General features: G+C 71.4%; 22 protein-coding genes. 6 read left to right on the forward strand and 16 right to left on the reverse strand.

The features are described from left to right. Positions 1-64: 64 nt before the first annotated feature. From ACZ6SQ_RS14075 to clpS, 4 genes are all read right to left on the reverse strand, one after another. Positions 65-487: a M67 family metallopeptidase gene (locus ACZ6SQ_RS14075; RefSeq protein ID WP_469560755.1), complete on the reverse strand. Its 423-nt coding sequence runs from the start codon at positions 485-487 to the stop codon at positions 65-67. Positions 488-631: 144 nt separating this feature from the next. After that, entirely contained in the window at positions 632-2,050 is a 1,419-nt protein-coding gene (locus ACZ6SQ_RS14080) for an amino acid permease (RefSeq protein WP_469560759.1), read from the reverse strand. Positions 2,051-2,402: 352 nt separating this feature from the next. Continuing rightward, entirely contained in the window at positions 2,403-3,008 is a 606-nt protein-coding gene (locus tag ACZ6SQ_RS14085; RefSeq protein WP_469560762.1) for a DUF2017 domain-containing protein, read from the reverse strand. Between the two features lie 21 nt (positions 3,009-3,029). After that, the gene (gene clpS, locus ACZ6SQ_RS14090; protein ID WP_386379721.1) at positions 3,030-3,347 is read right to left on the reverse strand and encodes an ATP-dependent Clp protease adapter ClpS; all 318 of its coding nucleotides are present in this window, start codon (positions 3,345-3,347) and stop codon (positions 3,030-3,032) included. Positions 3,348-3,492: 145 nt separating this feature from the next. On the opposite strand from clpS, the gene ACZ6SQ_RS14095 reads away from it, so the two are divergent. Both ACZ6SQ_RS14095 and ACZ6SQ_RS14100 read left to right on the forward strand, forming a co-directional pair. Further along, positions 3,493-4,824 (forward strand): nicotinate phosphoribosyltransferase, encoded by a 1,332-nt coding sequence (locus ACZ6SQ_RS14095; protein ID WP_386379722.1) that lies wholly within the window; start codon positions 3,493-3,495, stop codon positions 4,822-4,824. A 66-nt stretch (positions 4,825-4,890) separates the two neighbouring features. Further along, complete coding sequence (locus ACZ6SQ_RS14100; protein WP_469560766.1) at positions 4,891-5,475, forward strand: isochorismatase family protein; 585 nt, start codon at positions 4,891-4,893, stop codon at positions 5,473-5,475. A 13-nt stretch (positions 5,476-5,488) separates the two neighbouring features. On the opposite strand, the gene ACZ6SQ_RS14105 is transcribed toward ACZ6SQ_RS14100, so the two are convergent. Then, positions 5,489-5,824 (reverse strand): hypothetical protein, encoded by a 336-nt coding sequence (locus ACZ6SQ_RS14105; RefSeq protein ID WP_469560769.1) that lies wholly within the window; start codon positions 5,822-5,824, stop codon positions 5,489-5,491. Between the two features lie 121 nt (positions 5,825-5,945). Further along, positions 5,946-8,288 carry an immune inhibitor A domain-containing protein gene (locus ACZ6SQ_RS14110; protein ID WP_469560771.1) on the reverse strand — a complete coding sequence of 781 codons (2,343 nt, stop codon included), beginning with the start codon at positions 8,286-8,288 and terminating at the stop codon, positions 5,946-5,948. A gap of 416 nt (positions 8,289-8,704) precedes the next feature. On the opposite strand from ACZ6SQ_RS14110, the gene ACZ6SQ_RS14115 reads away from it, so the two are divergent. After that, positions 8,705-8,971, forward strand: coding sequence for a hypothetical protein (locus ACZ6SQ_RS14115; protein WP_469560774.1), 267 nt, complete (start codon positions 8,705-8,707; stop codon positions 8,969-8,971). 60 nt (positions 8,972-9,031) lie between these two features. On the opposite strand, the gene ACZ6SQ_RS14120 is transcribed toward ACZ6SQ_RS14115, so the two are convergent. Beyond that, a complete protein-coding gene (locus tag ACZ6SQ_RS14120) occupies positions 9,032-9,811 on the reverse strand; it encodes an RDD family protein (RefSeq protein ID WP_469560777.1) in 780 nt (259 codons plus the stop codon). Positions 9,812-9,930: 119 nt separating this feature from the next. Further along, positions 9,931-11,361, reverse strand: a complete 1,431-nt coding sequence (locus ACZ6SQ_RS14125) for an RDD family protein (protein WP_469560781.1) — start codon at positions 11,359-11,361, stop codon at positions 9,931-9,933. A 253-nt stretch (positions 11,362-11,614) separates the two neighbouring features. Here ACZ6SQ_RS14125 and ACZ6SQ_RS14130 point away from each other — a divergent pair, with 253 nt between their 5' ends. Beyond that, positions 11,615-12,091: an SsgA family sporulation/cell division regulator gene (locus ACZ6SQ_RS14130; RefSeq protein WP_469560784.1), complete on the forward strand. Its 477-nt coding sequence runs from the start codon at positions 11,615-11,617 to the stop codon at positions 12,089-12,091. A 62-nt stretch (positions 12,092-12,153) separates the two neighbouring features. On the opposite strand, the gene ACZ6SQ_RS14135 is transcribed toward ACZ6SQ_RS14130, so the two are convergent. Continuing rightward, positions 12,154-13,560 carry an FAD-binding oxidoreductase gene (locus tag ACZ6SQ_RS14135; RefSeq protein ID WP_469560786.1) on the reverse strand — a complete coding sequence of 469 codons (1,407 nt, stop codon included), beginning with the start codon at positions 13,558-13,560 and terminating at the stop codon, positions 12,154-12,156. A gap of 92 nt (positions 13,561-13,652) precedes the next feature. Between ACZ6SQ_RS14135 and ACZ6SQ_RS14140 the strand changes: the two genes are divergently transcribed. Further along, on the forward strand, positions 13,653-15,233 hold the full coding sequence (locus tag ACZ6SQ_RS14140) for a tetratricopeptide repeat protein (RefSeq protein ID WP_469560789.1): 1,581 nt from the start codon (positions 13,653-13,655) through the stop codon (positions 15,231-15,233). Positions 15,234-15,316: 83 nt separating this feature from the next. Here ACZ6SQ_RS14140 and hppD read toward each other — a convergent pair whose 3' ends face one another. Then, positions 15,317-16,462, reverse strand: a complete 1,146-nt coding sequence (gene hppD, locus ACZ6SQ_RS14145; RefSeq protein ID WP_469560791.1) for a 4-hydroxyphenylpyruvate dioxygenase — start codon at positions 16,460-16,462, stop codon at positions 15,317-15,319. A 122-nt stretch (positions 16,463-16,584) separates the two neighbouring features. Between hppD and ACZ6SQ_RS14150 the strand changes: the two genes are divergently transcribed. Then, positions 16,585-17,091 (forward strand): Lrp/AsnC family transcriptional regulator, encoded by a 507-nt coding sequence (locus ACZ6SQ_RS14150; protein WP_469560990.1) that lies wholly within the window; start codon positions 16,585-16,587, stop codon positions 17,089-17,091. A 125-nt stretch (positions 17,092-17,216) separates the two neighbouring features. On the opposite strand, the gene ACZ6SQ_RS14155 is transcribed toward ACZ6SQ_RS14150, so the two are convergent. The 6 genes from ACZ6SQ_RS14155 to ACZ6SQ_RS14180 form a co-directional block, all read right to left on the reverse strand. Further along, entirely contained in the window at positions 17,217-18,008 is a 792-nt protein-coding gene (locus ACZ6SQ_RS14155; protein WP_469560794.1) for a S16 family serine protease, read from the reverse strand. Positions 18,009-18,050: 42 nt separating this feature from the next. Further along, on the reverse strand, positions 18,051-18,692 hold the full coding sequence (locus ACZ6SQ_RS14160) for an IclR family transcriptional regulator (RefSeq protein ID WP_469560796.1): 642 nt from the start codon (positions 18,690-18,692) through the stop codon (positions 18,051-18,053). Positions 18,693-19,178: 486 nt separating this feature from the next. Next, a complete protein-coding gene (locus ACZ6SQ_RS14165; RefSeq protein WP_469560799.1) occupies positions 19,179-20,978 on the reverse strand; it encodes a DEAD/DEAH box helicase in 1,800 nt (599 codons plus the stop codon). A 113-nt stretch (positions 20,979-21,091) separates the two neighbouring features. Next, on the reverse strand, positions 21,092-21,472 hold the full coding sequence (locus ACZ6SQ_RS14170; RefSeq protein ID WP_469560802.1) for a type II toxin-antitoxin system death-on-curing family toxin: 381 nt from the start codon (positions 21,470-21,472) through the stop codon (positions 21,092-21,094). Beyond that, a complete protein-coding gene (locus ACZ6SQ_RS14175) occupies positions 21,473-21,670 on the reverse strand; it encodes an Arc family DNA-binding protein (protein ID WP_469560994.1) in 198 nt (65 codons plus the stop codon). 46 nt (positions 21,671-21,716) lie between these two features. Then, complete coding sequence (locus tag ACZ6SQ_RS14180) at positions 21,717-23,177, reverse strand: MFS transporter (RefSeq protein ID WP_469560805.1); 1,461 nt, start codon at positions 23,175-23,177, stop codon at positions 21,717-21,719. Positions 23,178-23,330: the final 153 nt, after the last annotated feature.

Genomic DNA, 23,330 nt, shown 5'->3' on the forward strand with positions numbered 1-23,330 from the left:
ATGCCGGACCGATTTCGTCCGGCATGCGAGACCCATGGCGGCTCGGGGGCGGGACCGGCCGGAGTCAGTAGGCCTCGACGACCTTGACCTCCTCCTCGGTCACCTCGCCCTCGACGATCCGGAAGGAGCGGAACTGGAAGTCGCCGAGGCCGTCGGTGTCGGCGGTGGAGACCAGGACGTAGTGGGCGCCGGGCTCGTTGGCGTAGGAGATGTCGGTGCGGGAGGGGTGGGCCTCGGTCGCGGTGTGGGAGTGGTAGATGATCACCGGCTCCTCGTCGCGGTCGTCCATCTCGCGGTAGAGCCTGAGGAGATCGCCGGAGTCGAACTCGTAGAACGTGGGCGACATGGCGGCGTTCAGCATGGGGATGAAGCGCTCGGGCCGGTCCGAGCCCGCCGGGCCCGCGACGACGCCGCACGCCTCGTCGGGGTGGTCCTTGCGCGCGTGCGCGACGATCTGGTCGACCAGGGCCTGGGTGATGGTCAGCATGCCCGTCAGGATAAGCAGAAGGGCCGTCCCGTACCGAGGAGTGGTACGGGACGGCCCGGATGCCGGACGTCCTGAGCGGTGGCCGCCGGGGAGGCCACGAGTGTCCCCGGCGACCGGACGTCCGATGGGCGGACGCCCTGTGGGTCAGCCGACCTTCTCGAGCTGCGGCTCGCGGCGCTCGGCGACCTGCGGGTTGCGCGCCTTGACGACCAGCCAGCCGATGCCGAGGGCGAGGGCCCAGCCGGCCATCACGTAGAGGCTGACGCGGGAGTCCTTGTCGTAGGCGATCAGGCCGGTGACGAAGAGCAGGAACGCGATGGCCACGTACGAGCACTTCGCGCCGCCGGGCGCCGGGAAGGAGGAGGCGGGCAGCCGGCCCGCGTCGACCGCGCGGCGGTACAGGACGTGGCTGACGAGGATCATGAGCCAGGTCCAGATGCCGGCGCCGGTGGCGACGGAGGTGACGTAGCCGAAGGCCTTCTCCGGGACGACGTAGTTCAGGATCACGCCGATGCCCATGAAGCACACCGAGACGAGGATGCCGAGGGCGGGCGTCTTGGTGGAGGACAGCTTGGTGAAGACCCGGGGGGCCTCGCTGCTCTCGGCCAGGTTCCGCAGCATGCGGCCGGTGGAGTACATGCCGGAGTTGCAGGAGGACAGGGCCGCGGTGAGGACGACGAAGTTGACGATGGCGGCGCCCGCCGGGATGCCGATCTTCGCGAAGGCCGCCACGAACGGGCTGACGCCGGGTGCGAACTCGGTCCACTTGACCACGCACAGGATGACCGTGAGGGCACCGACGTAGAACAGCGCGATGCGCCAGGGCAGGGTGTTGATCGCCTTGGGGAGGGTCTTCTCCGGGTCCTCCGACTCACCGGCCGTGACACCGACCAGCTCGACCGCGAGGTAGGCGAACATGACGCCCTGGAGGGTCATCAGGGACGCGCCGATGCCCTTGGGGAAGAAGCCGTCGAACTCCCAGAGGTTGGAGACGGCGGCGGTGTCGCCGGCGGAGCTGAAGCCGAAGGTGAGCACGCCGAGACCGATGACGATCATGCCGATCAGGGCCGTGACCTTGACCATGGAGAACCAGAACTCCAGCTCGCCGAAGAGCTTCACGGAGATCAGGTTGACCGCGAAAAGGATCACCAGGAAGACCAGTGCCGTCACCCATTGCGGGATGTCGGGGAACCAGTAGTTGACGTAGATCGCGGCGGCCGTCAGCTCGGCCATGCCGGTGACGACCCACATCAGCCAGTACGTCCAGCCGGTGAAGTAGCCGAAGAACGGGCCGAGGAACTCGCGGGAGTACTCCGCGAAGGAACCCGAGACCGGGCGGTAGAGCAGGAGCTCACCGAGCGCCCGCATGATGAAGAAGATGATCACGCCCGCGAGGGCGTACATGAAGATGAGGCTGGGACCGGCCTTGGCGATGTTCGCCCCGGCTCCCAGGAAAAGGCCGACGCCGATGGCGCCGCCGATGGCGATCATCTGGACCTGACGGCTGCCGAGGCCTCGCTCGTAACCCTCTTCGGGTGCGTCGGTGACCTGTGCAGAGGTCATGTGTAGTGCGCCTTTCTCCACTGCCGACCCGGGCCTTTCGTGGGCCTCGGATCGGGTCTCGATCCCCCCGGACTGATGGAGCTGAGCGGACTTCGCGGGGCCCGCCCGTGCCTGGCCGGCGGTCGCCGGCTCGGTGGCGCACCCGGCGGGCATGGGTGGTGCTCGCCGGGCGGTCGTGAAGATCTATCACGGCCGCGACATTGATCGCCGTGACCGCTTGTGACGCACCGCACAGGAAGAAGCGGACCAACGGGACATAAGCAGGACGTAAGAGGCCGACTCGGTAACTCGATCGTTATCCGGATCTGAGCGTCCGTTGAGCGAACGCCCAGAAGGGGTCATACCGGGATGATCACGGCATGAGTGTGGCGACGAGCGTCTCCTGGAGGGTGCCGAGCCAGAGGTAGGCCATCGCGAGCGGCTTGCGCCGGTCCTCGTCCGGCAGCCGGTACAGCAGCTCGATGTCGTCCTCGTCGGTGATCTCCAGCCGGGTGGCGATCGCCAGCCGCAGATCGTTGAGCGTGCCGAGCCATTGCTGCGACTGCTCGGGCGACACCTTCAGCACCGCGCCGCCGTCCCCGGCCGGGGTCAGCGCGTCCAGCGAGCGGATCACGGCCAGGGCGTTGTCGCGCCGGCCGGCCCTGAGGTCGTTCTCGGTGTAGCGGCGGAACTCCGCGGAGTGGGCCTGCCGCTCCTCGGCCTCGGCCGGCGAGCCGGGGGCCTTCTCGGGGTCGCCGTAGGCGTCCGGGAACAGCCGGCGCAGCACGGGGTCGGACGGGGGCTCGCTCGGCCCCTCGGCGAACAGCTCGGCGAGCGGGTCGTCCGGGGCGTCCTCGGCCGGGCCGGGCCCGATGAGCTCCAGGAGCTGCACGGCCAGCGACCGGATGATGGAGATCTCGGCGTCGTCGAGGGCGACGGCCGCGCCGCCGCCGGGGAGCGGTTCGAAGGTTCCTGGCATGGAGATGGTCGCTACTTCCCGCTACTTCCGGTCGTGCTGGAGGGTGGCCCACAGACCGTAGCCGTGCATGGCCTGCACATCGCGTTCCATCTCCTCGCGGGTACCGCTGGAGACGACCGCCCGGCCCTTGTGGTGGACATCGAGCATGAGCTTGCGGGCCTTGTCCTTGGAGTAGCCGAAGTACGCCTGGAACACGTACGTCACATAGCTCATCAGGTTGACCGGGTCGTTGTGCACGATCGTGACCCAGGGGACGTCCGGCTCGGGGACGGCCGAGACCTCCTCCGCCGACTCGGTGCGTTCGATCTCGATGGGAGCGGCTGACGTCACGACTCCCATGCTGCCATGCTCGCGATAAATCGTCACACTGACGAAATGGGAGTACGATCCGTTGCCGTACCGCATTTCCCGGGGGTTGACCCCGGGAACTCGGCCGTTTCCGGCATGCCCGGAGACCCGGCCCGACATGACGAGGAGAGCTTTCGTGGGCGTAGCGGACCTTGGGCTGCCGGTGGACGTTCCCTCGACGGCGCTGTTCACCGACCAGTACGAGCTGACCATGCTCCAGGCGGCCCTGAAGGCGGGAACCGCCGACCGCCGGTCGGTCTTCGAGGTCTTCACCCGCAGGCTGCCGAACGGGCGGCGCTACGGCGTGGTGGCGGGCACCGGGCGGGTCCTGGACGCCGTGGAGAACTTCCGCTTCGACCCCGCCGTGCTGGGTTTTCTGCGCGAGCGGGGCATCGTCGGCGAGGAGACACTCGACTGGCTGGCCGGTTACCGCTTCTCGGGTGACATCTGGGGCTATCCGGAGGGCGAGGTGTACTTCCCGGGCTCGCCGATCATGCGGGTGGAGGGCTCCTTCGCCGAGTGCGTGCTGCTGGAGACGGTGGTCCTGTCGATCCTCAACCACGACTCGGCTATCGCCGCGGCCGCCTCCCGGATGTCGTCGGCGGCCGGGGACCGTCCGCTGATCGAGATGGGGGCCCGGCGCACCCACGAGCTGGCCGCGGTCGCCGCCTCGCGCGCCGCCTACCTCGGCGGCTTCGCCTCCACCTCGGACCTCGCCGCCGGTTTCCGCTACGGCATCCCGACCGTCGGCACCTCCGCGCACGCCTTCACCCTGCTGCACGACCGTGAGCGCGACGCCTTCCAGGCCCAGGTGAACTCGCTGGGCCGCGGGACGACCCTGCTGGTGGACACGTACGACGTCGCCGAGGCGGTGCGCACGGCCGTGGAGGTCGCCGGGCCCGAGCTGGGCGCGGTGCGCATCGACTCCGGCGATCTGCTGCTGGTCGCGCACCGGGTGCGGCAGCAGCTGGACGACCTCGGGGCGCGGGACACGCGGATCATCGTGACCTCTGACCTCGACGAGTACGCGATCGCCTCGCTGGCGGCCGCGCCCGTGGACGCCTACGGGGTGGGCACCCAGCTGGTGACCGGCTCGGGGCATCCGACCTGCTCGATGGTCTACAAGCTGGTCGCGCGGGCCGAGTCCGCCGCCCCGTCCGCTCCGCTGGTGGCGGTGGCGAAGAAGTCGACCGGGGGCAAGACCTCCGTCGGCGGGCGCAAGTGGGCCGCGCGGCGGCTGGACGCGGAGGGGGTCGCCGAGGCCGAGGTCATCGGCACCGGGGCCGTCCCGGCCGCGCTGGCCGGCCGGCAGCTGCTGGTGGAGCTGGTCAGGAAGGGTGAGGTGGTGGGCCGTGAGCCGCTGGACGCCGCCCGTGCCCGCCACGCCGCGGCCCGTGACAGCCTCCCCCTGTCGGCCACCCAGCTCTCCCGCGGGGAGCCGGTCCTGGCCACCGAGTACACGCACTGAGGCCCTCTCCCGCCGGGCCCGTTCCCTCACTAGGCTTGGCTTCCGACCTCTCAGAAGGACACCGACATGCGCCGCGCCTTGATCGTCGTAGATGTGCAGAACGACTTCTGCGAGGGGGGCAGCCTCGCGGTGGCCGGAGGTGCCGATGTGGCCGCCGCCGTCACCGAGCTGATCGGCCAGGCCCCGGCCGGGTACCGGCACGTCGTGGCGACGCGCGACCTGCATGTGGCGCCGGGCGGGCACTTCGCCGACAACCCGGACTTCGTGCACTCCTGGCCCGCGCACTGTGTCGCGGGCACGGAGGGGGTGGGCTTCCACCCGAACTTCGCCCCTGCGGTCGCCTCCGGCGCGATCGACGCCGTGTTCGACAAGGGCGCGTACTCCGCCGCCTACAGCGGCTTCGAGGGGGCCGACGAGAACGGCGTCCCGCTGGCCCAGTGGCTGCGGACCCGGCAGATCACCGAGGTGGACGTGGTCGGCATCGCCACCGACCACTGTGTGAAGGCGACCGCCCTGGACGCGGCCCGCGAGGGCTTCCGCACCCAGGTCCTGCTCGACCTGACCGCGGGTGTCGCCGAGGAGACCACCGACCGCGCCCTGGAGGAGCTGCGCGCGGCCGGCGTGGAGCTGACCGGCAAGCCGGTCGTCTAGGGCGCCACAGGCCCTAGGGGCTCGCGGGGGCCGTGGGGCGTCTGAGGAGGGCGCGGATGGGGTGCCAGAGCTCGGTCGCGGTGAGCCCGTGGTCGGGTGCCGTGCGCCATATCAGGCCGTCGGGGTGGTGCAGGACCGCCGTGATCTCGTCCGGGGTCGGCGGGGCCGCGTTGCCGCGCAGGTAGACCGCCCGCAGGCCCAGGTTCCGCAGCCGGGTCAGGGCCCGTGCCCGGTTCTGGGCGTGGACGAGGACCCGCACCGCGGCGGTGCCGTCCGGGGTGGGGCTGGGCAGATTCAGCGCCACCACCACGCTGCCGTTCGGCAGCTTGCAGAAACCTCCTGCGGCCATGCAGTCACACCCCCGTGTGCGCCGGTGTCAATAAGAGAATCACAGCACGCACCTAAACACGGATCGGCGGCAACCCGCCAGGGGTTACCGCCGATACGCGTTTGACCTGCGAAGATGCCGTCTACTTCACGGCAGGGGCCACCACGAGGATCATCGAGGAGCCGTTCGTGGCCTCCTTGACGATCTGGATCTTGGTGTTGGTGTCAGTGATCTTGACGCCCGCGAGCGGGGTGGCCGAGCTGTAGTAGGTGCTCGTGTGGTCGTTGAACGTCGAGACGCCCTTCGTCGACGGGAAGACCGTCGCCACGTCCGCCTTGTGCAGCGTCATGCCGTCCGTGCGGTAGAGGCTGAACGGCGAGTCGTACGCCTGGATGCGGCTGCGCAGCGCGGTGCCGTCGGACCACTTCAGCGGGGCCGGGTGCGAGTCGACGGGCAGCAGCAGACCCACGCCGGCGTGCTCGCTGGTGTTGTTGTCGACCTGCGAGGTGTCCCACTTCCAGATCAGCAGACCGTTCTGGTACGGGTAGTGCTCCACCCACGAAGGACGCGTCGCGAAGCCGAAGTTGTACGGGCCGACCTTGAGGGTCTTGTCGTACGAGACGTACTGGCGGTTCTCCGCGATGTAGTACTGGTCGTAGTCCTTGGTGATGGACGCGCCGATGCGGGAGAAGCCGACCTTGGTCCAACCGGCGTCCTCGGCCTCGGCGTTGTCCGAGAACAGCGCGGCGCCGTCGGCGGTGACGACGATGCTGTCGGCGGCGAAGCCCTCCTTCGCGACACCGCCGTCGGTGGCATAGCGGAAGCGCAGGCCGATCTTCTTGCCCGCGTAGGCGTCCAGCGAGTACGACAGCTTCTTGTACGTCTCCGAGAAGCCGGTCAGGGCGGGGGCGTTGCTGCCGTCACGGCCGATCGGCTGGCCGTCGGCGGTGCCGTCGAGGGCCTTCCAGTTGGCGCCGCCGTCCGTGGAGACCTCGGCGTAGGCGAAGTCGTAGTCACGCTCGATGGCCCACCAGCCGTCCAGCGTCAGCGTCGCGGAGGCCTTGCCGGTCAGGTCGACCGAGCGGGTCAGGGTGTTGCGCAGATCGTTGCCGCTGCCGCTCCACCACTGCATGGTGCCCTGGGCCGGGGTGACGATCGGGGTGGTGACCTTCTTCTTGGGAAGCTTCACCACGAGAGCCTGGCTGTTGCGGTTGTTGTACTCCGCGACGCCGAGCTTGTGACGGGAGAAGGTGCCGGCCTTGGCCACCTCGTAGTCCAGCCAGCCGAGCTGGAGCTTGTCCCAGGCGGTCATGTCGCCGGGCATGTCACCGATGGTGTCCTTGCCCGTGCCCAGCCACGAACCGGACGACATCAGCGTCCAGAAGCCGGTGGAGTTGTCGCCGCCGGCGGTGTCGTAGTGGTCCGGCAGACCGAGGTCGTGGCCGTACTCGTGGGCGAAGACACCGAGCCCGCCGTTCTCCGGCTGGATGGTGTAGTCGCCGACCCAGATGCCGGAGCTGCCGATCTGGGTGCCGCCGAGCTTGTTGCCCTCGGGGCCGGTGGCGCCGGCGTCCGAGCCGAACGCGTACCAGCGGTGCGCCCAGATGGCGTCCTCGCCCTGCGCGCCGCCGCCCGCGGACTCGTCCTCGCCCGCGTGCACGATCTGGAAGTGGTCGATGTACCCGTCGGGCTCGTTGAAGTTGCCGTCGCCGTCGTGGTCGTAGCGGTCCCACTGGTCGTACTGGGCGAGCTTCGCCTTGATCTCGGCGTCGGTCTTGCCGGCCGCCTTCTGGCCCGCGGCCCAGGCGGTCACGCCGTCCTGCACCGCGAACCAGGCGCAGTTGTCCGGGTCGCAGGCGTTGGAGCCGTAACGGGCCTCGTTGTACGGGACCTTGACCCAGTCCTGCACCTCGCCCTCGATGGAGTAGCGGCCCGAGGACTGCTTCTCGTAGTACTTCTTCATCGAGTCGGCACCGGTACCGAAGTACAGGTCCTGGAAGTGCTGGCGGCTGTAGTCCGCCTGCCAGGCCGTGCTGTTGTCGTCGGCACGGTCGGGCTGCGCGATCTTGTTGTGCAGCGGGCCGGGGGTGCCGCCGTAGCGCGGGTCGGTCTGGTCGCCGAACTCGACCAGGATGGTGAAGATCTTGTCGGTCTTCTCGCGGCTGAGCTCCACGTACTTGTCGCCGCGGCGGCTCTCGAGCTTGACGACCTTCGAACCGTTGCGGTTCTGGATCTCCGACTTGCCGGATATGACCTGCTTCAGGGCCTCTTCGCGCTGGGCTTCCTGAGTCTTGCTGAAGGGGGTCTCGAAGTTGTGCTCGGTGTCGAGGGCCTTCGGAGCCGCCGGGTCCCGGCGGTCGGCGGCGGGCGCCTTGGCGCCCGTCGAGTCGGCCTGGGCCACGGCGTAGGTGGAGAACGTCGCGGTGGCCGCGGCGAGCGCGACGGCGGTCGCCGTGGCTCTGAACGTCCAGGGTCTGCTGGTCACTTGAGTTCCTCCCCCGCGTTCGCGCGCGACGGCTGGAGTGGCCTGGTCTTGGAGGGGCGTCCGCGCGCGCGTGATCAACGCGTGTAGTCAAGTGACGACATTGGACTAGAGGTTGAGCCGAAAAGACAGACCTTGACTTGAGCAGGTCAAGTGCACTATGCGGAGTTCCCGTTTCGCTCAGCGGACGTTCCGGCCCGCGTCCACCGCCAATCAACGGGCGCGTGCGAACGTCCACTTGATGGACGCCATGAATCGGTGCGCCCCCTGTGCTCCGGCACTGTTGGTCAGGTCACGCTTACCGTCGGTTCCGCTCGGGCAGACACGCGATTAGAGTCGTGTGGCGGAACGCCCGGAAGCCGGCGGAAAGCCAGGCCGACGCCCTAGTCTCACCCCCACTTCCGAGGACAACGATTGCCATGCCTCGTCCGACCGCCGCACAGCTCGTCTACGGTTCGTGCACCGTGATCCTGTCCACGCTCGCCATGTTGCTGCTGTCCGGGACCGGTTCGGCCGTGGGGATCTCCTTCGTCGCCGTGACCGGGTTCACCCTCGGGCTGCTGGTCGCTCTGACCGTCCCGGTGCGCCGGCCCGCCCGCCGGGCGCGGTCGACCGTCGCCGCGCAGCACTCCCCCGCACCTCAGGAGCCGGTGGCCGCCGCGTCGGCCGCCTCCTCCGACAACTGACCGCGCGCGCGAGGGGCGGGCTCGCACGGGCCCGCCCCTCGCGCGTGTCCGGCCCCGCGCTCAGCGGCTGTTGGTGCTCACGACCACCGTCTTGGCCGCCTTGTCGTGCAGACCCTGCTTGTACGGCTTGTCGAAGAAGCTCCAGCCGCCGCAGATCACGGTCCACAGACACGCGCAGCAGAACGCGAACGGGATCCACAGCACCGCCGCGCGCAGGAACGAGTTCTGCGTCGACGGTGTCGCCCCGTTGTCGAGGTTGCCGACCCGCATGCCGAGCCACTTCTTGCCGAGCGTCTGGCCGGTCCTGGCGATCATGAAGGTGTCGTACGCGATGTAGAGGACCGCGGCGACCAGGGACTGCGCGAGGGACTGGCCGATGTTGACGTCGTCGGCGGCCACGTCGTAGTTGTCCACGCCGAAGCCCCAGGTGAGCAGCCCCACCACGATGCCCACGAGGATCATGTCGATGATCCTGGCGAGGGTGCGCCTGCCGCTGTCGGCGAGCGGGGGCATCCCGGCGAGCGGGTCGGCGGGGTAGTCGCCACCGCCGTACGGGCCCCCGCCGTAGGGGCCGCCACCGCCGTACGGGCCGCCGCCGGGTGGCGGTTGACCGCCGTGGGGACCGCCGCCCGGGGGGCCGTAGGGGCCGCCGCCGGGCGGGGGCTCACCGCCAGGGGGCGGGGGGCCTCCAGGGGGCGGGGGGCCTCCAGGGGGCTGTGCGCCGCCTTCCGGGGGCGTGCCGTGGGGCGAGCCCGACCCTTCTCCGGGGGGCGGCTGCTTCCTGAACGGGTCGTCGTCCGGCGGCTGGCCGCCGGGGCCGGGAGGCGGTTCGGTGCTCATGGCCCGAGTGGACCGCGACGGCCCCGGCCGCGCATCCGGCGCGCGGCCGTCCGGAGTAGCGGTACGTCAGCCTCCGCTCCGGCGGCCGACGTTCGACCGCCGCGTCCGCCCCGCCGGGGTCAGCCCGCCACGAACGTGTGGGCCGCCTTGTCGTGCCAGCACTGGCGCCACGGCCGGTCGAAAAGGCACCACAGGACGCCGATGACCCCGAAGAGGAGCAGTCCGGGCACGCTGTACACGAGCCAGCGGCGCAGCGCGGCGCCGAAGCCCGGGGGTTCGTGGCCCTCGATGTCCCGGACGTCCAGGCCGAGCGCCTTCTTGCCGAGCGTGCGGCCCCACTTGGCGGTGGGCAGGGCCTCGTAGAGGACGCCGGCCAGCAGCAGGACGGCCAGCACGATGCCGAGGTACACCGAGGTGGTGCCGTCCAGCAGCCAGACGGTGACGGTCTCGCCGGACTGCTTGGCCTCGTCGATCTTGCCCTGGAGGTGGTCCAGCGCCTTGGTGCCGAGCGGTACGGCGGCCGCCGCGGTGATGCCCAGGACGACGACGGAGTCGATCAGCCGCGCGGCCAGGCGCTTGCCGAGCCCGGCCGGGCGGGCCTCGGCCTGCCGCCGTGCCGCCGCCTGGAACACGTCGTCCACCGGCGGCTTCCAGGGCGCCACGGGCTGGTCGTCGCCGGTGCCGCCCGCGAGCCGGTGCACCTGCTGGGCCCAGGAGGACTGGCCGCCACCGGGGCCGCTGGTGAGCGGGGTGCCGGACGCCGGGGCGGCCGCCTGCGAGGGCACGCCGGGGGCGGTCTGGCGAGGGGCCGCGGGCGGCGCCGCGGCCGACGGGGCGTCGGCGGCCGGGGGCACGGTCACGGAGGGCGCGGCCGGCGCGGCGGAGGCCTGGGCCCGGTCGGCGGCGGCCTTCCCGGCTCCGAAGCCGGGTGCGCCCGCGGCCCGCGGGGAGACGGCCCGGAAGGTCATGGTGCCCTCGTCGGCGGGCGCCGCGGTGGCGGCGGCACCGGCGTCCTCGCCCTGCTCCGGGGCCCCGGCGGCACCGCCCGCGAAGGCCGGGCCGCCCCCGGGGGCGGGCGTCTCGGCGTCGGCGGCCGGGCGGCGGAAGACAAAGGTCCCCGGCTCGGCGGCGGGCGGTTCGGCCGTGACCCTGGGGTCGGCCACGGGGGCGCCCCAGGACACACGGCGGTCCTGGTCGCCGCCGAACCCGGACTGCCGGGAGCGGTCGGCGCCCCACGCGGAGGCCGGCTCGGGAGCGCTGCCGTACGGCTCGCCCGAGGCGGCCGCGGCGCCGAACGCCCCGCCCGGCTGCGGGTCCTCGTCGAAGAAGTGCGGCCCGGTCTCCTCCACCGAGGGAGCGGCGGCGGGCTGGGGCACCGGGGCCGTGGCCGGCGGCGGGTTGAGCGGCGCGCCGTCGGACGGCGCGGGCCGGCTGGTGCCGGGCACCCAGGCGGAACCGTTCCAGTACCGGACATATCCGGGGATGGACGGGTCCGGGTAATAGCCTTCGCGGGGCCGGTCGTCGCCGGGGGCCGGGGTTGGGGCGCTCATGTCCGTCGTCCCGTATCTGCTCGGGGGTCGTATGGGGTCCTCCACATCTATCAGACCGGCGCATCCGACAGGGCCTGTCCCGCGGTACCCACCCCTATCCGGGCAACGGTGTGCGCCCCCCTTCACGCGGGCCGGAAAAAATCTCCCGGAACCCGCGTAATGCTCCGGGCCCACCCCGCTCTCCCTTCGTACGGGCCCGCCCCAGGGTCCGCGACAGAGCCGTACGACAGACCTGTAGGAGAGAGGAACGGCCATGCATCACACCGTCGTTGAGCGCGAGCTGGAGCTCAGGCTCATCCTGTCGCCCGAGCGCAGCATCGCGGTCCCGGCCCGGCTGAGCTACCGCACCGACGACCCCTTCGCCGTGCACGTCGCCTTCCACATCAACTCCGAGCAGCCGGTGAACTGGACGTTCGCCCGGGAGCTGCTGGTGGAGGGCGTGTTCCGGCCGTGCGGGCACGGGGACGTGCGGGTGTGGCCGACCAAGGTGGAGGGGCGCAGCGTGGTGCTGATGGCGCTGAGTTCGCCCGACGGCGACGCGCTGCTGGAGGCGCCCGCCGCGCAGGTGTCGGCCTGGCTGGAGCGCACCCTGCGGGTGGTCCCGCCCGGCTCCGAGGCCGAGCAGCTCGGCATCGACGACGGTCTCGCCGAGCTGCTCGCCCCCCTTCCGGCCGACGACCTGTGGCTGCGCGACCCCTGGCCGTCGGACGAGTCCAAGGACGGTGAGTGAGCCGCGGCGGGCCGTCGGGACAGCGGGCCGGGGTCGCGTCAGAACAGCTTGCCGGGGTCGCGTCAGAACAGCTTGCCGGGGTTCAGGATGCCGAGCGGGTCGAAGACCTGCTTGATCTGCCGCTGCATCTCCACCCCCACGGGCCCGATCTCGCGGGCCAGCCATTCCTTCTTCAGGACGCCCACGCCGTGTTCGCCGGTGATCGTGCCGCCGAGTTCCAGGCCGAGGGCCATGATCTCGTCGAAGGACTCGCGGGCGCGCCGGGACTCGTCGGGGTCCCGTGCGTCGAAGCAGACGGTGGGGTGGGTGTTGCCGTCGCCCGCGTGGGCGCAGACCCCGATGGTGAGGGCGTACTTCCCGGCGATGCGCTCGACGCCCTCCAGCATGTCGCCGAGCCTGGAGCGGGGCACGCAGACGTCGTCGATCATCGTGGTGCCCTTGACCGCCTCCAGCGCGGTCAGCGACAGCCGTCGCGCCTTGAGCAGGAGTTCGGACTCGGCGGTGTCGTCGGCGGGGACGACCTCGGTGGCGCCGGCCGCCGCGCACAGCTCGCCGACGGCGGCGAGATCGGCGGCCGGGTCGGGCGTGTCGAAGGCGCACAGCAGAAGCGCCTCGGTGGTGTCGGGCAGGCCCATGTGGGCGAGGTCGTTGACTGCCTTGACGGTCGTACGGTCCATCAGTTCGAGGAGGGACGGGACGTGCCCGCCGGCCATGATCCGGCACACGGCGTCGCAGGCGGCCGCGGCCGAGGCGAACTCGGCGGCCAGCACCAGTTGCCGCGGCGGCAGCGGCCTGAGCGCCAGGGTGGCCCGGACGACGACGCCGAGGGAGCCCTCGGAGCCGACGAAGAGGCGGGTGAGGTCGTATCCGGCGACGCCCTTGGCGGTGCGGCGGCCGGTGCTCATCAGGCGTCCGTCGGCGAGGACGACGTCCAGGCCGAGGACGTACTCGGCGGTCACGCCGTACTTCACGCAGCACAGGCCGCCGGAGGCGGTGCCGATGTTGCCGCCGATGGTGCACTGCTCCCAGCTGGAGGGGTCCGGCGGATAGGCGAGGCCGTGCTCGGCGACCGCGCGGGACAGCGCGGCGTTGACGACGCCCGGTTCGACGACGGCGACGCGGTCGACCGGGTTGATCTCGAGGATGCGGTCCATCCTGGTCAGGGACAGCAGCACGCAGCCGTCGGTGGCGTTGGCGCCGCCGGACAGGCCGGTGCGGGCGCCCTGCGGGACGACCGGGACGCGCAGCGCGGTGGCGGTGCGCATGACGTGCTGGACCTCCTCGACCGTGCGCGGCAGGACCACCACGGCGGGGGCACCGGCCGCGCAGAAGCTCGCCATGTCGTTGGCGTAGGAGGCGGTGACGTCGGGGTCGGTCAGGACGGCCTCGGACGGGAGGCCCGCGAGCAGCCGGTCGGTGAGGTTGCCCTGCGCCTCGTCGGGCGCGGCTTCGATACGGCTCATGATCACAGCGTGTCACCCGGGGCCATCGGTGTGAACCCCGCGGCCGCCGTCCTTGGGCCGCCCGGGCGCGGTGGTCGTACTGACGCACAGTGAGCGCCATGGAGAGCGAGGAGCGCCGCGAGGGCCGGCGGGACAGCGACGACAACCGTGCGGGCGGGGCGAACCCCCGGGGCCCGAGGGGCGCGCCGGTCAGGCGCCTGCTGCGGCGGCCCCTCACGAGAGGGATCCTGGTCGGCGCGATCGTCGGGTGTCTCGCGGTCGGCGCCATGGTGCTGCTGTCGTCGGAGGACGGGCGGGACGGCGCCGAGGGGTCGCCGGGGCCGGAGGCGCTGGCGCGTACGGCGGTGGCCGCCGGGGTGCCGGCCTCGCTGCCGGATCTGGCGGCGCTGATCACCGACCGTGAGGAGCATGTGCGCGACCACCCGCAGGACGCCGAGTCATGGGCGGTGCTCGGGGCGGCCTACGTCGAGCGGGGGCGACGGCTCGCGGACGCCGAGGCCTATCCGCGCGCGGAGCGGGCGCTGCGGACCTCGCTGCGCGCAGGGCGCAGTGCCCAGGCGCTGGAGGGCATGGCGGTGCTGGCGAACGCCCGCCGCGACTACCGGGCGGCGCGGGGCTGGGCCGAGGCCGCGCTGGGGAAGGACGGCCGGCGCTGGACGGCGTACGGGCCGCTGATCGAGGCGTGCACGGGGCTGAACGACGAGAAGGGGGCGCAGCGGGCCCTGGACCGGCTGCTGGAGCTGCGTTCGGGCCCGGCCGTGCAGGCCCGCGCGGCGGCGCTGTACCGGGACCAGGGCCGGCGGGAGGACGCGGCGGCGGCCCTGTCGGACGCGGCTGCGGCGGCGCGCACCCCGGCGGAGCGGGCGGCCTGGCTGGAGCGGGGCGGGCAGCTGGCGTGGGAGCGCGGGGAGCGCGAGGCGGCGCTGCGGCACTTCCAGGAGGCGCTGCGTACCGACCCCGACCAGCGGGCCGCGCAGGCGGGTCAGGGCAGGGCGCTGGCGGCGCTGGGCCGGACGACGGAGGCGCTGAGCGCCTACCGGACGGCGCTGGAGAAGCGGCCGGAGCCGCAGTACGCGCTGGAGCTGGGTGAGCTGTACGAGTCGCTGGGGCTCGGGCAGCCGGCGCGGGTGCAGTACGACCTGCTGCGCGAGCGGGTGCGGACGATGGCCGCGGGCGGGGTGGACGAGGCGCTGGTGCTCGGCCTGTTCGAGGCCGAGCACGGTGATCCGGCGGAGGCGGTGCGGCGGCTGCGGGCGGAGTGGAAGCGGCAGCCGGGCATCGCGGTGGCGGACGCGCTGGGCTGGGCGCTGCACCGGGCCGGGAACGACGAGGAGGCGCTGAGGTTCGCCGTGCGGGCGACGGACAAGGAGCACGGTGGCGGGGTGCGCAGCGCCCTGTACGCCTTCCACCGCGGGATGATCGAGCGGGACTTGGAGCTGTCCGGTCCCGCCCGGCGGCATCTTCAGGAGGCCCTGCGGATCAACCCGTACTTCTCGCCCCTCCAGGCGCCGGTGGCCCGCCGCGCGCTGAACGCGCTGGGCGAGCCGCCGGCGGTGCCGCTGCCCGAGATGTCCGAGGACACGGCGGACGCCGAGGGTCCGGAGAGTCCGGAGGGTCAGGAGAGTCCAGAGGGTCCGGAGAGTCCGGAGGGGGCACAGGAGCCGGAGGGGTCCGAGTAGGGCCTCGCGGTCCTGCGACAGGTCTCTTACGGCAGGTCTCCCTAGGGCAGGTCTCCCTAGGGCAGGTCTCCCTAGGGCAGGCCCTAGAGGTTGCCGCGCTTGGCCTGCTCGCGCTCGATCGCCTCGAACAGGGCCTTGAAGTTGCCCTTGCCGAAGCCCATGGAGCCGTGCCGCTCGATGAGCTCGAAGAACACGGTCGGACGGTCCTGGACCGGCTTGGTGAAGATCTGGAGCAGGTAGCCGTCCTCGTCGCGGTCGGCGAGGATCTTCAGCTCGCGCAGCGTCTCGATCGGCACACGGGTGTCGCCGACCCACTCGCCGAGGGTGTCGTAGTAGGAGTCCGGGGTGTCGAGGAACTGGACCCCGGCCGCGCGCATGGTGCGCACGGTCGCCACGATGTCGTTGGTGTTCAGCGCGATGTGCTGGACGCCGGCACCGCCGTAGAACTCCAGGTACTCGTCGATCTGGGACTTCTTCTTGGCGATGGCGGGCTCGTTGATCGGGAACTTGACCTTGAGCGTGCCGTCGGCGACGACCTTGGACATCAGCGCGCTGTACTCGGTGGCGATGTCGTCGCCCACGAACTCTTTCATGTTCGTGAAGCCCATGACCTTGTTGTAGAAGCCGACCCATTCGTTCATGCGGCCGAGTTCCACGTTGCCGACGCAGTGGTCGACGGCCTGGAAGGTGCGCTGGGCGGGCGGCTCGACGATCGGCTTGGCGGTGACGTAGCCGGGCAGGTACGGGCCGTCGTAGCCGGAACGGTCGACCAGCGTGTGCCGGGTCTGGCCGTAGGTGGCGATGGCGGCGAGGACGACGGTGCCGTGCTCGTCCTTCACCTCGTACGGCTCGGCGACCGAGGTCGCGCCGTGCTCGATGGCGTAGGCGTACGCGGCGCGGGCGTCCGGGACCTCGATGGCGAGGTCGACGACGCCGTCGCCGTGCTCGGCGACATGGGCGGCCAGGAAGCGGCCCCAGTCGGTGGAGGGCCTGATGACCGAGGTGAACACGAAACGGGCGGAGCCGTTCTCCAGGACGTAGGCGGCGGTCTCCCGGCTGCCGTTCTCCGGTCCGGAGTACGCGACCAGCTTCATGCCGAAGGCCGTGGAGTAGTAGTGCGCCGCCTGCTTGGCGTTGCCCACGGCGAAGACGACCGCGTCCATTCCCTTGACCGGGAAGGGATCGGCCTGCCGGGCGGTGTCGGGAGTGTGGTGAGTGGTCTGCGTCATAGCGGAAGGGTCGCTCCGCCCTGCAAGGTGCGCAATAGTTTCGTTCTTCACTGCACAATCCGTGCAGTGACAGGGCGGTCCAGTCGGGCCTTCTGTACAGGATGACCATCCGGGAGACGGGTATGGCGATCGATCATCTGGACGGGCGCATCATCGTGCTGCTGGCGCGGGAGCCGCGCATCGGGGTGCTGGAGATGTCGCGGCGCCTCGGCGTGGCGCGCGGCACGGCCCAGGCGCGGCTGGACCGGCTCACGTCGAACGGAGTCATCCGGGGATTCGGCCCCGACGTCGATCCGGCGGCGCTCGGCTACCCGGTCACCGCGTTCGCCACGCTGCAGATCCGGCAGGGCCAAGGAGCCGATGTGCGGGCGCACTTGGCGACGGTCCCGGAGGTGCTGGAACTGCACACCACGACGGGCACCGGGGACATGCTGTGCCGGCTCGTGGCGCGCTCGAACGCCGATCTCCAGCGTGTGATCGACCGGGTCGTCGGTTTCGATGGGATCGTCCGGGCCTCCACCGCGATCGTGATGGAGAACCCTGTGCCGCTGCGGGTGATCCCGCTCGTCGAGCAGGCCGCTCAGGCGGCACAGGCGGCGCAGGACCGGGAGGGACCGACGCGACCGTGAGGTGAGCGCGCTTGAACTTCTGGAGTACCTCGGCAGCCACCGCCGGCAGCTGCTCTTCGACGCCTGTCAACACGCCGGCGTCGTCCTCCAGTGAGGGGTTCGTGACGGAGGGCTGAGGTCGCGGTTCAGCAGCTCGGGACGGTGCCCTTGCCCGACTCCAGGGCCACCAGGGCGTCGACCGCGCCCTTCAGGGTCGTCACGGGGATCAGCCGGAGGCCCTTCGGCAGCTCCGACTTCGCGTCCGAGCACTCCGCCTTCGGCACCAGGAACACCGTCGCCCCGTCGCGCCGCGCGGCCTGGGTCTTCAGGGCCACGCCGCCGACCGCGCCGACCTTTCCGTCCGGGTCGATGGTGCCGGTGCCGGCGATGTTGCGGCCGCCGGTGAGATCGCCGCCGCTGCCGTCGCCGTTCAGCTTGTCGACGACGCCCAGCGAGAACAACAGCCCCGCGCTGGGGCCGCCGACGTCGGCGAGCTTCAGGGTGACCTTGACCTGGTCGGGGTCCAGCTCGAGGTAGTTCAAGGCGGCCTGGGCGGCGTCGTCCTGGGACTCCTTCATCTGCTGGGTGTTGTGCCGCTCGATCTCCTCGACCGTGTCACCCGTCGGGTACACCGAGTCCAGCGGCATGACCGCCTTGTCGGTGGCGAACCAGCTGTCGAGCACGTCCGGCAGCGAGACCCGGGCGTCCGGGCTGGTCGCCTCGATGGTCGTCATCCGCAGCTGCCCGGTGGTGGGCCGGGTCGGGGCCCCGGAGATCGTGATCACCGGGGTTCCCTGGTTCTCGCCGAGCACGTTCGCCGTCAGACCCGGCTGGGCCACCGCGAACGGCAGCGGCGCGAACACCGCCGTGGCGATGAGGGCCACGACGGGCACGGCACAGACGGCGACGGCCCGGGGGCGCGTGAGACGAGAGAGCACGGGGTCAATCTAACGTGGCCGCCGAGGCGCGCCGTGCCGCCCTCAGCGCAGCGCTTCCGCGACCTCCCGGGCCGCCTCCACGACCCGTGGCCCGACCCGCTCCGGCACGGCGTCGGCCAGCATGACCACGCCGACGCTGCCCTCGACGCCGGTCACCCCGAGCAGGGGCGCGGCCGCGCCGCTGGCACCGGCCTCCAGTTCGCCGTGGGTGAGGGTGTACCCGGGGTCCTCGTAGGGGCTCAGCCGGGCGGAGACGATCGCCTTTCCGGCGGCTCCCCGGTCCAGCGGGTGGCGGAACCCGGCCCGGTAGGCCACGTGGTAGTCCGTCCAGGTCGGCTCCACCACGGCGACGGCGAGCGCCTCCGCCCCGTCGACCAGCGTCAGATGCGCGGTCGCGCCTATGTCCTCGGCCAGCGACCGCAGCGACGGCAGCGCGGCCTCCCGCACCAGCGGATGCACCTGCCGTCCCAGCCCCAGCACACCGAGTCCGACACGGGCACGCCCGCCGAGATCACGCCGTACGAGCGCGTGCTGTTCCAGGGTGGCCAGCAAGCGGTACACGACGGTCCGGTTGACGCCGAGTTTGTTGGAGAGCTCGGTCACCGTCAGGCCGTGGTCCGTGTCGGCCAGCAGTTTGAGGACTCTGAGTCCCCGGTCGAGCGTCTGAGAGGTCTCCGCGGTCACGACGCCCACTCCTTAGTGGTGAGGTCGGCGGCCCCTCGCGGCGGATGCGTCATGGAGTCCCGTCCAGCGACGCGCGTCAGAGGCCGCCGATCGGCGGACGGCCCGGCTTGTCCGGGCCCAGTCGCTTCACGGCTGCGCTCCGCGGCGGCGCTGCCACGGGGCGTGTGCGTAGCGGGACATTAATGGAGCGGGTTCGCTGAGCGGAAGGCTCCGTCCAGAATCCGGTCATTGGCCGGGGAGGACTGCTTGCCTTTGTCCATAAAGTTCAACACCCGACCCCCCGAGCAGAACCACGAGAACCAGCGCCCCCAACGCCGCAAAGGGGCGCGGGGAACTGCGCGATCAGCCACCCGCGACCCGCACCCGAAGTCCGACAGAACCCCGCCCAGGGGCGCGGGGAACTGCGCGACAAAGCCCCCACGAGCCCGCACCCGCACCCGCACCCACACCCACAACAGAAACCCCGCAAAGGCACAGCGCCCAGCGTCACCGCATGCGCGTAGCCCACTCCTGCACCTTGGCGATCCGCGTCCGCAACTGCCCCGCCGTCGCCTCCGCGCTCGGCGGCCCCCCGCACACCCGCCGCAGCTCGGTGTGGATCACACCGTGCGGCTTGCCGCTCTGATGGACGTAGGCCCCGACCATCGTGTTGAGCTGCTTGCGCAGCTCCATCATCTCCTTGTGGGTGACCACCGGACGCCGCTCGGCGGGCATCTCCAGCAGGTCCGCCTCGGCGTCCGGCTTCTTGCGGCTGTGCGCGATCTGCCGGGCCTGCCGCTTCTGGAGCAGCATCTGCACCTGGTCGGGTTCGAGCAGCCCCGGGATGCCGAGGTAGTCCTGCTCCTCCTCGCTGCCGGGGTGCGCCTGCATGCCGAACTCGGCGCCGTTGTACATGACCCGGTCGAAGACCGCGTCCGACTCCAGCGCCTCGAAGGGCAGCATGTCCTGCTCGCCGGTGTCCTCGTCCTTCTGCTGCTCGGCCTCCTGGAGGAGCTTGTCCTCCTCGGCGTACGGGTCCTCCTCGCCGTCCTTCTTCGGCTTGTCGAGGACGTGGTCGCGCTCGACCTCCATCTCGTGCGCGAAGGTCATCAGGTCGGGCACGGTCGGCAGGAACACCGACGCCGTCTCGCCGCGCCTGCGGGAGCGCACGAAACGCCCGACCGCCTGCGCGAAGAACAGCGGCGTGGAGATCGTCGTCGCGTAGACCCCGACCGCGAGCCGCGGCACGTCGACGCCCTCGGACACCATGCGGACGGCGACCATCCAGCGGTCGTTGTTGCCGCTGAACTGGTCGATACGGTCCGAGGCGCCCGCGTCGTCCGACAGCACGAGGGTCGCCTTGTTGCCGGTGATCTCGCGGATCAGCTTGGCGTAGGCGCGCGCCGAGTCCTGGTCGGAGGCGATCACCAGGGCGCCCGCGTCCGGGATGGCCTTGCGCACCTCGGTCAGCCGCTGGTCGGCGGCGCGCAGCACGCTCGGCATCCACTCGCCGCGCGGGTCGAGCGCGGTGCGCCAGGCCTGGCTGATCGCGTCCTTGGTCATCGGCTCGCCGAGCCGGGCCTCGATCTCGTCGCCGGCCTTGGTGCGCCAGCGCATGTTGCCGCTGTAGGAGAGGAATATCACCGGGCGCACGACATGGTCGGCGAGGGCCGAGCCGTAGCCGTAGGTGTAGTCGGCGGAGGAGCGCCGGATGCCGTCCTGGCCCTCCTCGTAGGCCACGAAGGGGATCGGGTTGGTGTCCGACCGGAAGGGCGTACCGGTGAGCGCGAGCCGCCGGGTCGCCGGTTCGAAGGCCTCCAGGCACGCCTCGCCCCAGGACTTGGAGTCACCGGCGTGGTGGATCTCGTCGAGGATGACGAGCGTCTTGCGCTGCTCGACGCGGTTGCGGTGCAGCATGGGCCGTACGCCGACACCGGCGTAGGTCACGGCGACGCCGTGGTACTCCTTGCCGAGCGGGCCCGCGCTGTACTCCGGGTCCAGCTTGATCCCTATCCGGGCGGCCGCCTCCGCCCACTGCTTCTTCAGGTGCTCGGTCGGCGCGACCACGGTCACCTGCTGCACGACGTGGTGGTGCAGCAGCCAGGACGCCAGCGTCAGCGCGAAGGTGGTCTTCCCGGCGCCGGGGGTGGCGACCGCGAGGAAGTCACGCGGCTGCTCCTGGAGGTACTTCTCCATCGCACCCTGCTGCCAGGCTCGCAGCTTGCTCGCGGTACCCCAGGGCGCGCGGCCGGGGAAGGCGGGTGACAGGTGGTGGGAGTGGGAGGCAGAAGCGGCGGTGGTAGTCACGGTCTCCGTACGGGGGTCGAGCTCGGCTACGTATGACAACCGGGCCACCCTACCGGCGGCCTGGTGGTGTCACCGCGCGAACGACGCCGGGTCGCCGCCGGGTGGGACTGAGCTCACATCGCCTCGTGGAGCGCCTTCAGACGCCGGGCGATCATTCCCACGTCGTCCACATTGCCGGACGCCACGTCCACGACAAGTTTGTACGCCTCTTCCTGATCGACCTCGACCATCTCGGCGCCGTTGAAGTCCAGGAACACAACCGTGGACATCCAGGCCATGCGCTTGTTTCCGTCCACCAGGGGGTGGTTGACAGCGAGCGACTGCAGCAGCGCTGCGGCCTTCTCGAACAGATCCGGGTACGCCTCGACGCCGAACATCTGGGACTGGGGTCGATGAACGGCGGAGCTGAGCAGTCCGAGGTCACGTACCGCGACGTCCTGCCCGCCGCACGCCAGCTCCGCCAGCTCCAGGACCTCCTCCGTGAGGTACTTCATCTACTCCCCCAGCCGCCGCAGCAGGTCGGCATGAGCCGCCGCGTACTTGGCCCCGAGGCGGCGCACGGTGGCCCGGTCCGCCTCCTGCTCCAGATACCTGTCGATCGCCTGAAGCACTATGGCGTGCATACTGCGGCCTTCTTCCTCGGCCCGCCGCTTCAGCGCTTCCTGCTGGTCGTCACGGAGACGAAGGTTCATAGCCATACCAGAACGGTACCACCTTTGGGGCCATGATGGTACCGAGCTAACGAGCCTGCAGCCGCGTAGTCACCCACGCCCCCGCCAGCGCCACCAGAGCCATCGGCAGGAACACCGCGGCGAAGGCGGCCGGGTGGGAGCCGGCGGACCCGGCCGCGGAGTGGGTCACCGTGCCGCCGCCGAGGGCCGCGAAGGCGGCGCCGCCCACGGCGAGGAGCAGGACGTTGGACAGGCCGTCGGATATCTGGAGCGCGGCGGAGTTGTGGCCGGCCTCCTCGGGGGCGGAGAGCTGGAGCAGCAGCACGCTGGTGGAGGAGAGCACCAGGCCCATGCCGAAGCAGCCGAAGCCCCAGGCGACGGCGACGGTCCACACGGGCACGGAGGCGATCAGCACGCTCGGCGCGGCGGCGATGGCCGCGGCCACCAGCACCATCCCGAGCGTGACCAGCCGCTGCCGGTACGGTTCCACGGCCGGCCGCGCCTGCACCCACGAGCCCAGCGCCCAGGTCCCGCCGCCGGCCGCGAGCGAGAACCCGGCGAGGGTCGGCGACAGCCCCCGCTGGGTGACCAGCATCAGCGGCACGAACGACTCGGCGGCGATGAACGACCCCGCCGCCATGCCCCGCAGCAGCACCACGGAGGGCAGTCCCCGCGCCGCACGGTAGGTGCCGCGCGGCAGCAGGCCGAGCACGGCCGGCACCAGCAGCGCCGCACCGATCGCCCCGGGCAGCAGCGACAGCCACCGCAGGTCCTGGGCCGCGTACTGGAGCAGCCCGGCGCCCAACGAGATGCCGAAGGCCAGCCGGATGCGCCGCCGGTCGAGCGAGCCCCGCGCACCCTCGGCACCGCCCGCCTCCCCCACGGGGCCCGACGCCCTGCCGCGGATCTGCGGCAGCGCCAGGGCCAGCGGGAAGACCACCAGCGCCGGGATGCCGACGAACACCCAGCGCCAGCCGAGGTGCTCGGTCACCGCGCCGGAGGCGAGGGGGCCGACGACGGACGGGACGACCCAGCTCGCCGCGAACGCCGCCATGATCGCCGGGCGCAGCCGCTCGGGGTAGGCCCGGCCCACCACGACGTACAGCGCGACGATCACCAGCCCGCCGCCGAGCCCCTGCACCGCCCGGCCGAGGATGAACTGCCACATCGCCCCGGCCGTCCCGGACAGCAGCAGCCCCGCGGCGAAGGCCGACATGCCGGTGGTCAGCGCCCCGAGGGGCCCGCGCCGGTCGGACCACTGCCCGGCCAGCACCATGCCGAACAGGCTCGTCGTGAAGTACCCGGAGAACGCGAACGCGTACAGCGACACCCCGTCCAGCTCCCGCGCGGCGACGGGCATGGCCGTCCCGACCGCGGTCGCCTCGAAGGCGATCAGCAGGACCACGGACACGATCCCGATGCTCAGCGCCCGATAGGAGCGGCTCAGCACGCCCTCGTCCGTCGCTGCTGCCGGGGTGAGCTCAGGGGCGGGAGCGACGTCCGTGTCGCGCGGTTCCAGGGCTGTCATGGTCGTCAGCGTAAGGCCCGAATCCTGGTTTGACGCCTGTCGCGAGTCCTCCTTCGCCTCGGTCCTTGGTCGTACGACCGCCGGGCCTGCCACTGCCGCTCCGGACGCCTTTCATGAACGGCGTATGGCAGTGCTGTTGCGGCCCCGCGGGAT

Source organism: Streptomyces sp. NPDC048600 (assembly GCF_055587025.1).

Excerpts from the sequence above, each read along its gene's own strand:
- ACZ6SQ_RS14075 (WP_469560755.1), bottom strand. The coding sequence starts at position 487 with ATGCTGACCATCACCCAGGCCCTGGTCGACCAGATCGTCGCGCACGCG.
- ACZ6SQ_RS14080 (WP_469560759.1), bottom strand. The coding sequence starts at position 2,050 with ATGACCTCTGCACAGGTCACCGACGCACCCGAAGAGGGTTACGAGCGA.
- ACZ6SQ_RS14085 (WP_469560762.1), bottom strand. The coding sequence starts at position 3,008 with ATGCCAGGAACCTTCGAACCGCTCCCCGGCGGCGGCGCGGCCGTCGCC.
- clpS (WP_386379721.1), bottom strand. The coding sequence starts at position 3,347 with ATGGGAGTCGTGACGTCAGCCGCTCCCATCGAGATCGAACGCACCGAG.
- ACZ6SQ_RS14100 (WP_469560766.1), top strand. The coding sequence starts at position 4,891 with ATGCGCCGCGCCTTGATCGTCGTAGATGTGCAGAACGACTTCTGCGAG.
- ACZ6SQ_RS14105 (WP_469560769.1), bottom strand. The coding sequence starts at position 5,824 with ATGGCCGCAGGAGGTTTCTGCAAGCTGCCGAACGGCAGCGTGGTGGTG.
- ACZ6SQ_RS14115 (WP_469560774.1), top strand. The coding sequence starts at position 8,705 with ATGCCTCGTCCGACCGCCGCACAGCTCGTCTACGGTTCGTGCACCGTG.
- ACZ6SQ_RS14120 (WP_469560777.1), bottom strand. The coding sequence starts at position 9,811 with ATGAGCACCGAACCGCCTCCCGGCCCCGGCGGCCAGCCGCCGGACGAC.
- ACZ6SQ_RS14125 (WP_469560781.1), bottom strand. The coding sequence starts at position 11,361 with ATGAGCGCCCCAACCCCGGCCCCCGGCGACGACCGGCCCCGCGAAGGC.
- ACZ6SQ_RS14130 (WP_469560784.1), top strand. The coding sequence starts at position 11,615 with ATGCATCACACCGTCGTTGAGCGCGAGCTGGAGCTCAGGCTCATCCTG.
- ACZ6SQ_RS14140 (WP_469560789.1), top strand. The coding sequence starts at position 13,653 with ATGGAGAGCGAGGAGCGCCGCGAGGGCCGGCGGGACAGCGACGACAAC.
- hppD (WP_469560791.1), bottom strand. The coding sequence starts at position 16,462 with ATGACGCAGACCACTCACCACACTCCCGACACCGCCCGGCAGGCCGAT.
- ACZ6SQ_RS14150 (WP_469560990.1), top strand. The coding sequence starts at position 16,585 with ATGGCGATCGATCATCTGGACGGGCGCATCATCGTGCTGCTGGCGCGG.
- ACZ6SQ_RS14170 (WP_469560802.1), bottom strand. The coding sequence starts at position 21,472 with ATGAAGTACCTCACGGAGGAGGTCCTGGAGCTGGCGGAGCTGGCGTGC.
- ACZ6SQ_RS14175 (WP_469560994.1), bottom strand. The coding sequence starts at position 21,670 with ATGAACCTTCGTCTCCGTGACGACCAGCAGGAAGCGCTGAAGCGGCGG.
- ACZ6SQ_RS14180 (WP_469560805.1), bottom strand. The coding sequence starts at position 23,177 with ATGACAGCCCTGGAACCGCGCGACACGGACGTCGCTCCCGCCCCTGAG.